Here is a 13,344-nt window from a genome sequence, read left to right as displayed (position 1 = left end):
GTGATTGGCTCCTCAATAGATCCGTGGATTACTCGTCAGCGTTGTCGCTGTCGTTGTTGTCGCTGTCATCGCCGTCGTTGGACTCGGCGTTTTCAGGACGTTCACGACGCTCGCGGCGCTCACTGCGGTTTTCTTCGGCCTTCAGCATCTCGGACTGGCCAGTGACGGCCTCGTCGCGACGGATGACCAGGTTACGGATCACGGCGTCGTTGTAGCGGAAGTTGTCTTCCAGCTCGGCCAGGGCCTTGCCGGTGCACTCTACGTTGAGCATCACGTAGTGGGCTTTGTGGACGTTGTTGATGGCGTAAGCCAGCTGACGACGACCCCAGTCTTCCAGGCGGTGAATCTTGCCACCGTCCTCTTCGATCAGCTTGGTGTAACGCTCGACCATGCCGCCGACTTGCTCGCTCTGGTCCGGGTGAACCAGAAAGATGATTTCGTAATGACGCATAAATGCTCCTTACGGGTTGTAGCCTGCCAACTAAAGTGGTCAGGCAAGGAGTGGGTTTTTCTCGTGATGAGCTTGCCAGGCGGTAGGCGCAAAAAGGCCTGCCGTCACAGCAAGGGGCGCCATTCTAGAGAAGCCCCCCGCCGCGCGCAAGGCGAATTGGCGATTATTTGAACAACAGCGACCGGCCCTTTCCTGTAGGAGCGAATTTATTCGCGATCATGGACCGACATCGACTCATTGCGAATAAATTCGCGCCTACAGGTCGCTTACTTACCTTTCCTCTGCCGTACCGCCTCGAACAGGCAGACGCCGGTCGCAACAGAGACGTTGAGACTGCTGACGCTGCCACCCATGGGCAGCTTGACCAGATAATCGCAGTGCTCGCGGGTCAGGCGGCGCATGCCCTTGCCCTCGGCGCCCATGACCAGCACCGTCGGGCCGGTCATGTCGAGCTGGTACAACTCCTGCTCGGCCTCGCCGGCGGTGCCGACCACCCAAAGGCCCTTCTTCTGCAGTTTTTCCAGGGTGCGCGCCAGGTTGGTCACGGCGACCAGCGGAATCACCTCCGCCGCGCCGCAGGCCACCTTGCGCACGGTGGCATTGAGGGTGGCGGACTTGTCCTTGGGCACGATCACCGCCAGCGCACCCGCCGCATCGGCGGTACGCAGGCAGGCGCCCAGGTTGTGCGGGTCGGTCACGCCGTCGAGCACCAGCAGCAGCGGTACGCCCTCACTACGCTCGAGCAGTTCGTCGAGCATGTTCTCGCCCCAGACCTGGCTCGGGCTGACCTCGGCGACCACGCCCTGGTGCACGCCTTCGGCCCACTCGTCCAGCTCCTGGCGCTCCTTGTGCCCGACCGGCACGCGGTGCTGCGCCGCCTGCTCCAGCATCGGCTGGATGCGTGGCGCCTGACGGCTCTCGGCCAGCCAGAGTTGCTTGACCCGCTTGGGGTGGTGGCGCAACAGCGCCTCCACGGCATGCACGCCGTAAACCTTTTCCAGCTGACTCATCGTTTCGCCTTACGCTTGCTCGGCTTGCTGCCACTCGCCTCGGCCTTACCCTTGGGCGCCGGCGCACCCTTGCGATGGCCGGAGGGTTTCTTCGCCGGCGCCTTGCCGCCACCTTTCTTGGCGCTGTCGAGCAGGGCCTTCTTCACTTCGCGGCTTTTCTGCACATCGGTATTGCCCATGCCGCGAGACTTACCGCTACGGCGCGCATCATCGTCCTTGCCGGTCTTGCCCTGGCTCAGTTCGAAATCGATCTTGCGCTCGTCCAGATCGACGCGCATCACATTGACCTCGACGCTATCGCCAAGGCGGAAGCTGCGGCCGCTGCGCTCGCCGGACAGGCGGTGGTGAACCGGATCGAAGTGATAGTAGTCGGCCGGCAGCGCGGTCACGTGCACCAGGCCCTCGACGTAGATGTCACGCAGCTCGACAAAGATGCCGAAGCCGGTCACCGCAGTGATCACGCCCTCGAAGGTCTCGCCGACGCGATCCTGCATGAACTCGCACTTGAGCCAGTTGACCACGTCACGGGTCGCCTCGTCGGCACGGCGCTCGGTCATCGAGCACTGCTCGCCGAGTTTTTCCAGGGTCGCCTCGTCGTAGGGATAGATGCGCGCCTTGGGCATGGTCGCCGCACCGGCACGCTCCACATGCTTGGTTTCACGCTTGGAACGGATCACGCTGCGAATGGCGCGGTGCACCAGCAGGTCGGGGTAGCGACGGATCGGCGAGGTGAAGTGGGTATAGGCCTCGTAGTTCAGGCCGAAATGCCCTTCGTTCTGCGCGCTGTACACCGCCTGGCTCAACGACCGCAGCATCACGGTCTGGATCAGGTGATAGTCCGGACGCTCGCGGATGCTTTCCAGCAGACGCTGATAGTCCTTGGGCGACGGGCCGTCCTTGGACTTGCCACGCTGCAGCGACAGACCCAGCTCGCCGAGGAAGGCCTTGAGCTTCTCCAGGCGCTCCAGCGGCGGGCCGTCGTGCACGCGGTACAACGAAGGAATCTCGTGATCCTGCATGAAACGCGCGGTGGCCACGTTGGCGGCCAGCATGCACTCCTCGATCAGCTTGTGCGCATCGTTGCGCTGAGTCGGGCGGATCTCGTCGATTTTGCGATCGGTGCCGAAGACGATGCGCGTCTCCTGCGTCTCGAAATCGATGGCGCCACGCTCGTGACGGGCCGCGACCAGCACCTGATACAGCGCATAGAGCTGGTTGAGGTGCGGCAGGACCTCCTTGTACTCGCTGCGCAGGGATTTGCCCTCGCTGCTCTTGGGATCCTCCAGCATCAGGCTGACCTTGTTGTAGGTCAGGCGCGCATGGGAGTGGATCACCGCCTCGTAGAACTTGTAGTCGACCATCTGGCCGCTCTTGGACATGGTCATTTCGCAGACCATGGCCAGGCGATCGACATGCGGGTTGAGCGAGCACAGACCGTTGGACAGTTCCTCCGGCAGCATCGGCACGACGCGCTCGGGGAAATACACCGAGTTGCCACGCTCGACCGCCTCGGCGTCCAGCGCCGAACCGACCTTGACGTAGTGCGATACGTCGGCGATGGCCACATAGAGCTTCCAGCCGCCGGAGAACAGCTTCCAGCGGCTGCTGTTCTTCTCGCAGTACACGGCGTCGTCGAAATCGCGGGCGTCTTCGCCGTCGATGGTGACGAAGGGCAGATGACGCAGATCGACGCGCTTCTCCTTGTCCTTCTCTTCCACTTCAGGCTTGAGCTTGCGCGCTTCCTTGATCACGCCTTCGGGCCAGACGTGCGGGATGTCGTAGCTGCGCAGCGCCACGTCGATCTCCATGCCCGGCGCCATGTAGTTGCCGATCACCTCGACGATATCGCCCTGCGGCTGGAAGCGCTGGGTCGGCCAGTGGGTGATCTTGATCTCGACGAACTGACCGATGCGCGCACCAGCGGTGCGGCCCGGCGTGACCAGCACTTCCTGCTGGATCTTGGGGTTGTCGGCGACGACGAAGCCAATGCCGTTCTCTTCGTAGTAACGACCGACGATGCTCTCATGAGCGCGTTCGATCACCTCGACGATGCCGCCTTCACGGCGACCACGGCGATCGAAACCCGCCACCCGCACCAATGCGCGGTCACGATCGAACACCAGGCGCATCTGCGCCGGGCTGAGGAACAGGTCGTCACTGCCGTCGTCCGGCACGAGGAAGCCGAAACCGTCGCGGTGACCGCTGATGCGCCCGCAGATCAGGTCGAGCTTGTCCACCGGGGCGTAAGTGCCACGACGGGTATAGATGAGCTGACCGTCGCGCTCCATGGCGCGCAGTCGGCGGCGCAGTGCTTCGAGCTGGTCGTCGGTGTCGAGACCGAACTCTTCGACCAGTTGCTCACGGCTGGCAGGCGAACCACGCTCGGCCAGATGGGCCAGGATCAGTTCACGGCTGGGGATGGGGTTGTCGTATTTTTCCGCCTCGCGGGCGGCCTCGGGATCGAGGGATTGCCAATCGGCCATGTAGGAAGGATTACCTATGCTTATGTATAAAGGTGTATGCCATCTGCCTATTGAAGCGCGAAAACGGCATTCACGGCAGCTTTTCCGGCGACAATAATTTTTTTACGGTCAGGGGTTTACAAGGTAAATGCCCGCCCGTATAGTTCGCGCCCACAGCGTCAAGCAGACGTTGTAACACGAAGCAGATGAGGAATCATCGGTTTCAGTGCCCAGGTGGCGGAATTGGTAGACGCGCTGGTTTCAGGTATCAGTGGCTTAACGGCCGTGGAAGTTCGAGTCTTCTCCTGGGCACCAAATTTCGTGAAGTGGTTTGATAACCCACTTTGCAAATACGGATGCAACGCTCCGTGTCGGTAACGACGAACATTGCTGCAGTGCCCAGGTGGCGGAATTGGTAGACGCGCTGGTTTCAGGTATCAGTGGCTTAACGGCCGTGGAAGTTCGAGTCTTCTCCTGGGCACCAAATTTCAAAAAACCGAGTCGTATGGCTCGGTTTTTTATTGCCTGGAAAAAACCGCAGGCGCGAGTTCTGCTCGCGAACTCTTGCCAGGCAAAAGCTTCGCGAGCAGAGCTCGCTCCCACAGCAATCCTCTCTAGACCCTGAACTGCCCCAGACTGGCCTTGAGCTGCGCCGCCAGCTCGTCCAGTGCACGCGCATTGCCAGCGATTGCCGTCACCGCCTCGGCCGCACGCTGCGCCTCGGCGTGGATGATCTCGACGCGCCCACGTACCGCGCCGGCGCCCTCGGCCTGATGGGCAGCCGCCTGCGTCGCCGCATTGATGGCGCCATGCACCTCGTCGACCGACTGCTGCACCGACTGTTGCAGGCGCGCACTGTCGCGCAGCACCTGCAGGCCTTCGCCACCTTGCGCGCCCGCCTGAGCGATAGCGGCTACGGCCTCCTGCGCGCCACGCTGCAGGGCTGCGATGTGGGTCTGGATATCGCCGGTGGACTGCTGGGTCTTGCTCGCCAGCGCGCGCACCTCGTCAGCCACCACAGCGAAACCTCGCCCGCTCTCGCCAGCGCGCGCCGCCTCGATAGCGGCATTGAGCGCCAGCAAATTGGTCTGCTCGGCGATGGACTGAATCACCGTCAGCACCACCTCGATCTGCTCGCTCTGCTTGGCCAGGCGCTCGATCACCGCCGAGCCATCCGCCACGCGCGCGACCAGGCCTTCGATCAGGGTCGACAGGCGCTGCGCAATAGCAGCGTTCTCGTGCGCTGCCTGACGAATGCTATCGACGCGCTGCAACGCTTCCTGCATCGACTGGCTCTCCGACTGCGCCTCGTCAGCCATCTGCTCCAGCGCCTGCAGACTGCCCGCCACCTCGTCGCGCTGCCGCCCGGCAGCTGCTTCAGCCGCCACGCCGCGCTGGGTCAGACTGCGAATCTGCTCACCGGTACGCAGGGCCACTTCACCCGACTCACGCACGATGGGCTGCAGCTTGGCGATAAAGCGATTGACGGCATCGGCCATCTCGCCGACCTCGTCCTGGCTGTCGATACTCACGCGCCGCGTCAGATCCCCCTCGCCCGCCGCCAGGTCATTGAGCGCTGCACTGAGCAGACGCAAGCGGCTCAGCACCCGCCACCCCAGCACCAACGCCACTACCAGCATCGCCAGAGCACCGACCACCAGCAGCCCCAGCGCAATGTTCCAGCGCAGGGAATCCGCCGCGATACGCACCGACTCACCACCGTTGCGTGCCATTTCCTGGGTGTAGCGCTCGGCAGATTGCAAACGCGCGCGCAGCGCCCGGGTCGCCTCCTCGGAAGCGCCCGCCAGGCTGCTGTCGACCAACTCTCCCGCACCACTGACCAGCGCCGCAAAGCGGCCATCCAGCGCGGTCAGCTCACGCTCGACGACATCCAGCGACAACCCCATCTGCACCTTGCCGATCGACGCACCCATAGGATTGATGTCGGCCTCGACCACATAGACGCGCGAATCACGCGAGGCGGCATCCACCAATCTGTCCAGCGGCGAGTCGCCCTGCCCCGCCGCGACCAACTCGCGCACCTGCGCATTGCTGCGGTTGAAGTTGCGCGTCAAACGCTTGCCTTCGGCGTCGTAGATGATGGCGAACAGCACCGCCGGGTCCTGCTGGGCGATGCGGGTAAGCGAGGTAAGCGCCGGGATGTCCAGGTCCCAGATGGACTTGGGCGCCACACCGGCCAACAATTGCGCCAGCGCCTGACCGGATTGCTTGAGATTACCCTCCAGCACCACGCGCAGTTGCGCCTGCTCGTCCTTCAATTGGCCGGAAAGGCCTTCACCCAGGCGCGTACGCGTACTGCTCGCGAGCGTCGCAAGCCCCTGGCTCATCTCGCGCTCGGCCATGCCCAACTCCTCGCCCAGGCGGCGACTTTCACCGCCCAGGCGCTGCGCCAGGTCCTCGACCATGCCATCAACCGATGCACGCATCAGCCACACCGCCAGCCCCACCTGCACCAACATGGCCAGGCCAAGCGCGACGAACACCGGGCGCAGCAGGCGGCTGCGCAACATGGAAACGATGGCAAACACTGGGGACACTCCTCAACGACCGTAACAGCTATAACGGCGACTTCCGGGATTTATTGAGTGCAAGCAAGCTACGTGCCCACGACCCACGGAGCAAACAGCAGTAAACCAACGAGAGCCTGCATTATGGCTGCAGATTCACACAACAATGCCAGCGACCTGCGATAACAGCCAGCCACAAAAAAGCCGCCCGAAGGCGGCTCTTTCAGCTCGACAACAGCGATCAGGCGAACGGATGACGCAGCACGATGGTCTCGTTGCGGTCCGGGCCGGTGGAGATGATGTCGATCGGCGCTCCGACCAGCTCTTCCACGCGCTTGATGTAGGCACGGGCAGCAGCCGGCAGGTCTTCCAGGGTCTTGGCGCCCAGGGTGGACTCGCTCCAGCCCGGCATTTCCTCGTACACCGGTTGCAGGCCAATGTAGCTGTCGGCGTCGGTCGGCGCATCGACCAGTACCTGGCCATTGGCATCCTTGTAACCGGTGCAGATGCGGATGGTTTCCAGGCCGTCGAGCACGTCCAGCTTGGTCAGGCAGATGCCGGAGATGCTGTTGACGTCGATGGCACGACGCAGGATCACGGCATCGAACCAGCCGCAACGACGGGCACGGCCAGTAGTGGAGCCGAACTCATGGCCACGCTTGGCCAGGGTCGCGCCGACATCGTCGAACAGCTCGGTCGGGAACGGACCGGAACCGACGCGGGTGGTGTAGGCCTTGGTGATACCCAGGATGTAGTCCAGGTACAGCGGGCCGAAACCGGAGCCGGTGGCGATACCGCCGGCCGTGGTGTTGGAGCTGGTGACGTAGGGGTAGGTACCGTGGTCGATATCCAGCAGCGAGCCCTGGGCACCCTCGAACATGATGTCGCGGCCGCTGCGGCGCAAGTCGTGCAGCACGGCAGTGACGTCGGTCATCATCGGCCTGAGCAGCTCGGCGTACTCCATGCACTCATCCAGAGTCTTCTGGAAGTCGATGGCCGGCTCCTTGTAGAAGTTGACCAGCTGGAAGTTGTGGTAGTCCAGCAGCTCGCCCAGCTTGGCGGCGAAACGCTCGCGGTGGAACAGGTCGCCAACACGCAACCCACGACGCGCGACCTTGTCTTCGTAGGCCGGGCCGATACCACGACCAGTGGTGCCGATCTTGGCATCGCCACGGGCTTTCTCGCGCGCCTGGTCCAGCGCCACGTGGTAGGACAGGATCAGCGGGCAGGCCGGGCTGATACGCAGGCGCTCGCGCACCGGCACGCCCTTGTCTTCCAGCTTGGTGATTTCGCGCAGAAGCGCATCGGGAGCGACGACCACGCCGTTACCGATCAGGCACTCGACGCCTTCGCGCAGGATGCCGGACGGAATCAGGTGCAGGACGGTCTTCTCACCGTCGATCACCAGGGTGTGGCCGGCGTTGTGGCCACCCTGATAACGCACGACTGCAGCGGCCTGCTCGGTGAGCAGGTCAACGATCTTGCCCTTGCCCTCATCACCCCACTGGGTGCCCAGGACGACGACATTCTTACCCATGATACTGGTCCTCTTCGCGCAAGCTTGGATGCCGACCACAGGCCGGCGAAAATGAAATCAGGACGCCAGGGGCGCCACCTGCCAACGTCCATCGCGCAGCGTCAGCAGACGGTCACAGCCTGCTTCGCGCGCATCCGCCTCGCTCTGTCCGGGTAGCGCCTGTACCACGCGCTCACCCTCACCACGCAGACGACGAACGGCCTGCCACAGATAGAGGTCATGATTATCCGGCGCCCAGACGCCGCTGATCGTTTCATCCAGACGCATATCCCCCAGGGTCACCAGGGTCTTCAGGTCAGTGGAGAAGCCGGTCGCCGGACGAGCCCGACCGAACACCGCGCCGGTATCGTCGTAACGGCCGCCCTGAGCGATGGCACCGCCCTCGCCCGGCACGAACGCCGCGAACACCACGCCGGTGTGATAGTTGTAGCCGCGCAGCTCGCCCAGGTCGAAATACAGCGGCAGCTCGGGATAACGCAGCTCCAGCGCATCGGCGATGGCCACCAGTTCATCGAGCGCAGCATGCACCGCATCCGGCGCCTCGACCAGTGCCGCCTGGGCCAGGTCCAGCACCTCGCGCCCGCCGCACAGCTCGGCCAGCGAACGCAGCATGTTGCCCAGACCTGCCGGCAAGGCCGCGGTCAGGGACTCGATCTCATCCATGGCCTTGCGCTGCAGCGCATCGAACAACTGCTGCTCGGCTTCGCCGGACAAACCAGCGGCGCGCGCCAGGCCGCGATAGATGCCGACATGACCGAGGTCCATGTGCACATCCGGCACCGCAGCGAGTTCGAGGGTCTCGACCAGCAGGCTGATCACCTCGATATCGCTGGCCGGGCTGGCGTCGCCATAGAGCTCGGCGCCCAGCTGGATGGGACTGCGCGACGTGGTCAGCGCGCGCGGCTGAGCGTGCAGCACGCTGCCGGCGTAGCACAGACGGCTCGGACCTTCACGGCGCAGGGTGTGGGCATCGATACGCGCCACCTGCGGGGTGATGTCGGCACGAAAGCCCATTTGCCGACCAGACAGCGGATCGGTGACCTTGAAGGTGCGCAGGTCGAGATCCTGGCCAGCGCCAGTCAACAGGGATTCCAGGTACTCGATATGCGGGGTGACGACGAATTCGTAACCCCAACGCTGGAACAGATCCAGCACCTGGCGGCGTGCCGCCTCGATGCGCGCCGCTTCCGGCGGCAGTACTTCTTCGATGCCATCTGGCAGCAGCCAGCGGTCTACCGTTGCCATTTCGCCATTCCCCTCTCGATCCGGGCGGCACAAGCCTTCAGTGAAGCAGATATAGAAGAGCAGTACCCAGCAGCATGCTGGCCAGCCCCATAAGACGCAGTCGACGGTCGGGCAGACGCGCTGCCTGCAATACCGCCCCGCGCCAATGGCGCGGATAGAGGAAGGGCAGGATGCCTTCCAGCACCAATACCAGACACAGTGCGATGCCGAGTTCCTGCCACATGATTCCCACAGACGCAAAAAAGCCGGGATTTTCCCGGCTGCCGCATCATACCACGTTTTCCCCTGAGGTCACCCTGGCGACGCATCGCGCCGCCAGGGTTGCCGATCAAGGCTTGGCTTTTTCCAGGTAGCGGAAGAAATCGCTACTTGGGTCCAGCACCAGCACATCACGCTTGTCAGCGAAGCTTTCGCGATACGCCTGCAGGCTGCGGTAGAAGGAGTAGAACTCCTGATCCTGCCCATACGCCTGGGAGTAGATGGAAGCAGCCCTGGCATCACCATCACCGCGCAGCTCTTCGGCTTCACGATAGGCTTCAGCCAGCAGCACACGGCGCTGACGGTCGGCATCGGCGCGAATACCTTCGGCCAGCTCACGGCCCTTGGCGCGGTGCTCGCGGGCCTCACGCTCACGCTCGGTGCTCATCCGCTCGAACACGCTGCGGTTGACCTCACGCGGCAGATCGATGGCCTTGACCCGCACGTCGACCACCTCGATACCCAGCTCGCGCTCGGCAGCACGATTCAAGGTAGCGGTCACGTCAGCCATCAGCGCATCACGTTCGCCGGATACCGACTCGTGCAGGGTGCGCTTACCGAACTGGTCACGCAGCGAAGCTTCCAGACGACGCGCCAGGCGCTCGTCGGCGACCTGCTTCATGCCGGAGGTGGACTGATAGAAGCGCTCGGCATCCTTCACCCGCCACTTGGCATAGGCGTCGACCATCAGCGCCTTCTTCTCCAGGGTCAGGAAGCGCGAGGAAGTCGAATCCAGGGTCAGCAGGCGACCATCGAAGATGCGCACCTGATTGACGTAAGGAATCTTCACATGCAGACCAGGCTGCACATCCGGATTGACCACACGACCGAACTGCAGCAATACCGCACGCTCGGTTTGCGCCACGATGTAGAAGCTATTCCATGCCACCAGGGCCAGAACCACGGCCACGATCAGGCCGATCAGGGACTTGTTGCTCATCAACGGCCCTCCCGGGTACGCAGGTTACGCTGCGACAGATCGCCGCTAACCGGCACGGCCGGATCACGCGTTGTCGTATTGCTGCTGTTGGCCGAACCGGAGGAAGAGGAACCACCACGGCTGTCGATCATCTTGTCCAGCGGCAGATAGAGCAGGTTGTTCTGCCCCTTGTCGCCAGTGACCAGAACCTTGCTGGTGTTGCTCATCATTTCCTGCATGGTGTCCAGATACAGACGTTCACGAGTGACTTCCGGCGCCTTGCGATACTCGGCGACCAACTTGGTGAAGCGGTCAGCCTCACCCTGGGCGCGAGCGATGACTTCATCACGGTAACCGTTGGCTTCCTCCAGCAGACGCTGGGCCTGGCCACGGGCTTCCGGAATCACGCCATTGGCATAGGACTCGGCCTGATTCTTCTCGCGCTGCTCGTCTTCACGGGCACGGATCACGTCATCGAAGGCCTCCTGAACTTCACGCGGCGCAGCAGCGCTCTGGATGTTCACCTGGGTGATGGTGATACCGGTGCGGTAGTTATCCAGGAAACGCTGCAGACGCTCGCGCACTTCGCTGGCCATCAGCTCACGACCTTCGGTCAGCACCTGGTCCATCTCGGTAGAGCCCACGACATGGCGCACGGCGCTGTCGGTGGCGTGCTGCAGGCTGACTTCCGGCTGGTCGACGTTGAGCACGAAGTCCTGCAGGTTGCTCACGCGGTACTGCACGGTCAGCGGCACTTCGATGATGTTCTCGTCCTCGGTCAGCATGGCGCCCTGCTTGCTGTAGGCGCGCTCACGCGTGACGTTTTCCTGGAACTTGCGATCGATCGGCGGGAAGTAGATGTTCAGGCCCGGACCGACGGTCTCGTGGTATTTGCCGAAGCGCAGCACCACGGCCTGCTCCTGCTCATCCACCACATAGATCGCGCTGTACAGCCAGACCACCGCCAACAGGCCGAGGCCTACGAACAGCAGACCGAAGCCACCGCCACCACCGCTGCGGCCGGAATCGTCGCCACCACGTTTCTTGCCACCGAAAAGCCCGTTCAGGCTTTCTTGCAACTTGCGGAACGCTTCGTCGAGATCCGGCGGGCCCTGCCGGCCACCGCCTTTGCGGCCGCCCCAAGGGTCTTGATTGTTCGAGTTGCCACCCGGCTCATTCCAAGCCATAGCGTTCTCCGTACTGATAAAGCGAAGGCGCGCCCACGGCGCGCCGGCCAATGCTACCCAAAGCCCAAGGGTGACGGCAAAGCCGCCACTGCAGGCTTTATTGCAAAGTATGTTGCTCGATAAAGGCTTGAGGCTCCAACCCCTCGCGACTCACCAAACGATTGAGCTCGACTCGCGGCAAACGTACCGACAGCAAGCTATGACCCCGCTCATCGTGCTCTTCACTCTGCACCGCACCCAAGGCGAAGAACTGCGCGCGCAGCCTTCCCAGACGTTGCGGCAACTGCAGCGTGGCGACGAACAAATCCTCGCCCAACAGCTCTGCCACGGCCTGTCGCAACAACTCCAGGCCACGCCCTTCACGCGCCGACAGCCAGACACGAACCGGCTTGCCGTCACCATCGCGCTGGATCTGCGGCTCGACACCTTCCAACAAATCCAGCTTGTTGTATACCTCGAGCATCGGCAGCTCGTTCGCGCCGATCTCCTTGAGCACTTCCTGCACCTGCTCGATCTGCGCCATGCGCTCGGGCTCATGGGCATCGATCACGTGCAGCAGCAAGTCGGAGTTGCTCGACTCTTCCAGCGTAGCGCGGAAGGCCTCGACCAGCTTGTGCGGCAGGTGGCGAATGAAGCCCACGGTATCGGCCAGGACGATCGGACCGAGGTCATCGAGCTCCAGGCGGCGCAAGGTCGGGTCAAGGGTGGCGAACAGCTGGTCGGCCGCATACACCTCGGAAGTGGTCAGGGCATTGAACAGGGTGGACTTGCCGGCGTTGGTGTAACCCACCAGGGAAACCGACGGGATATCCGCGCGCTTGCGCCCGCGACGCGCCTGCTCCCGCTGGCTGCGCACCTTTTCCAGCTTCTGCTTGATCTGCCGAATGCGCACGCGCAACAGGCGGCGGTCGGTTTCCAGCTGGGTTTCGCCAGGGCCGCGCAGGCCGATACCACCCTTCTGCCGCTCGAGGTGAGTCCAGCCGCGCACCAGACGCGTGCTCATATGGTCGAGCTGAGCCAGCTCCACCTGCAGCTTGCCTTCGTGAGTGCGGGCGCGCTGGGCGAAGATATCGAGGATCAAGCCGGTGCGATCGAGCACACGACACTCGAAGGCGCGCTCGAGGTTGCGCTCCTGGCTGGGCGTCAGGGTGTGATTGAAGATGACCAGATCGGCCTCAACGGCCTTGACCTGGTCGCGCAGCTCCTCGACCTTGCCACTGCCGATCAGGAACTTGGCAGTCAGGCGGCTGCTGGGCACGCAAAAGAAAGCGGCCATATCGGCACCTGCCGACATGGCCAGCTCCTGGAACTCCTGGGGATCTTCGCTCGCCTCGGAGTCTTGGCCTTCCAGATGAACCAGGATGGCCCGCTCACCGCCCTCATGACGCTCGAAGAACAATGCAACCCCCTACTTAGGCGTTACCCGACTCGCCATCGGCCTGCTCGGAATCGCCAGCGCTCGGCAGACGCACCGGACGGCTGGGGACGACGGTAGAAATGGCGTGTTTGTAGACCATCTGGCTGACAGTGTTCTTCAGCAGGATGACGAACTGGTCGAAGGACTCGATCTGGCCCTGCAGCTTGATGCCGTTGACCAGATAAATGGAAACAGGGACGCGTTCCTTACGCAGGGTATTCAGGTAAGGGTCTTGTAGCGAATGCCCTTTTGACATGTGCCGCACTCCTTTCGAGGATCAATTTTCAATAATTTTAGTAAGTAAACAATAGCTTCAGACCGCCTCACCCC

Annotated in this window: 11 protein-coding genes, 2 tRNA genes and 1 pseudogene; 2 read left to right on the top strand and 12 right to left on the bottom strand. The window is 62.9% G+C overall.

What is annotated here, in order from left to right; translation table 11 throughout:
* Positions 1-28 precede the first annotated feature (28 nt).
* The 3 genes from rpsF to rnr form a co-directional block, all read right to left on the bottom strand.
* Positions 29-451 (bottom strand): 30S ribosomal protein S6, encoded by a 423-nt coding sequence (rpsF, locus tag B2U07_RS18360; protein WP_061237453.1) that lies wholly within the window; start codon positions 449-451, stop codon positions 29-31.
* Between the two features lie 266 nt (positions 452-717).
* Positions 718-1,461, bottom strand: a complete 744-nt coding sequence (gene rlmB / locus B2U07_RS18355) for a 23S rRNA (guanosine(2251)-2'-O)-methyltransferase RlmB (protein WP_275545396.1) — start codon at positions 1,459-1,461, stop codon at positions 718-720.
* A complete protein-coding gene (gene rnr, locus B2U07_RS18350; protein WP_275545397.1) occupies positions 1,458-3,944 on the bottom strand; it encodes a ribonuclease R in 2,487 nt (828 codons plus the stop codon). Before rnr ends, rlmB begins: the two co-directional genes overlap by 4 nt.
* Before the next feature lie 207 nt (positions 3,945-4,151).
* Here rnr and B2U07_RS18345 point away from each other — a divergent pair.
* Together B2U07_RS18345 and B2U07_RS18340 are read left to right on the top strand one after the other, a co-directional pair.
* Positions 4,152-4,238, top strand: a tRNA-Leu gene (locus B2U07_RS18345).
* 82 nt (positions 4,239-4,320) lie between these two features.
* A tRNA-Leu gene (locus B2U07_RS18340) sits at positions 4,321-4,407 on the top strand.
* 130 nt (positions 4,408-4,537) lie between these two features.
* Here B2U07_RS18340 and B2U07_RS23155 read toward each other — a convergent pair.
* From B2U07_RS23155 to hfq, 9 genes and pseudogenes are all read right to left on the bottom strand, one after another.
* Positions 4,538-5,422: a methyl-accepting chemotaxis protein gene (locus tag B2U07_RS23155; RefSeq protein WP_419096365.1), complete on the bottom strand. Its 885-nt coding sequence runs from the start codon at positions 5,420-5,422 to the stop codon at positions 4,538-4,540.
* Positions 5,396-5,563 (bottom strand): annotated as a pseudogene (locus B2U07_RS23150) (HAMP domain-containing protein); the annotation flags it as partial. The gene B2U07_RS23155 and the pseudogene B2U07_RS23150, both read right to left, overlap by 27 nt.
* Positions 5,564-6,692: 1,129 nt before the next feature.
* Entirely contained in the window at positions 6,693-7,988 is a 1,296-nt protein-coding gene (locus tag B2U07_RS18330) for an adenylosuccinate synthase (RefSeq protein ID WP_275545399.1), read from the bottom strand.
* Positions 7,989-8,045: 57 nt separating this feature from the next.
* On the bottom strand, positions 8,046-9,233 hold the full coding sequence (locus B2U07_RS18325) for an ATP phosphoribosyltransferase regulatory subunit (RefSeq protein ID WP_275545400.1): 1,188 nt from the start codon (positions 9,231-9,233) through the stop codon (positions 8,046-8,048).
* A 37-nt stretch (positions 9,234-9,270) separates the two neighbouring features.
* Positions 9,271-9,456 (bottom strand): DUF2065 domain-containing protein, encoded by a 186-nt coding sequence (locus B2U07_RS18320; RefSeq protein ID WP_013713860.1) that lies wholly within the window; start codon positions 9,454-9,456, stop codon positions 9,271-9,273.
* Positions 9,457-9,561: 105 nt separating this feature from the next.
* A complete protein-coding gene (gene hflC / locus B2U07_RS18315) occupies positions 9,562-10,431 on the bottom strand; it encodes a protease modulator HflC (protein ID WP_197857052.1) in 870 nt (289 codons plus the stop codon).
* Positions 10,431-11,597, bottom strand: a complete 1,167-nt coding sequence (gene hflK / locus B2U07_RS18310) for an FtsH protease activity modulator HflK (protein WP_197857051.1) — start codon at positions 11,595-11,597, stop codon at positions 10,431-10,433. The genes hflC and hflK overlap by 1 nt, the downstream gene beginning before the upstream one ends.
* Before the next feature lie 97 nt (positions 11,598-11,694).
* Entirely contained in the window at positions 11,695-12,996 is a 1,302-nt protein-coding gene (gene hflX, locus B2U07_RS18305; protein WP_296277444.1) for a ribosome rescue GTPase HflX, read from the bottom strand.
* 13 nt (positions 12,997-13,009) lie between these two features.
* Entirely contained in the window at positions 13,010-13,270 is a 261-nt protein-coding gene (gene hfq / locus B2U07_RS18300) for an RNA chaperone Hfq (RefSeq protein ID WP_275545401.1), read from the bottom strand.
* Between the last annotated feature and the right edge of the window lie 74 nt (positions 13,271-13,344).

Source organism: Pseudomonas sp. UBA7530, from assembly GCF_002479365.1.
Taxonomy (GTDB): Bacteria; Pseudomonadota; Gammaproteobacteria; order Pseudomonadales; family Pseudomonadaceae; genus Aquipseudomonas.
The sequence above is the reverse complement of the archived record's forward strand: the minus strand, read 5'-3'. Positions and strand labels throughout refer to the sequence as shown.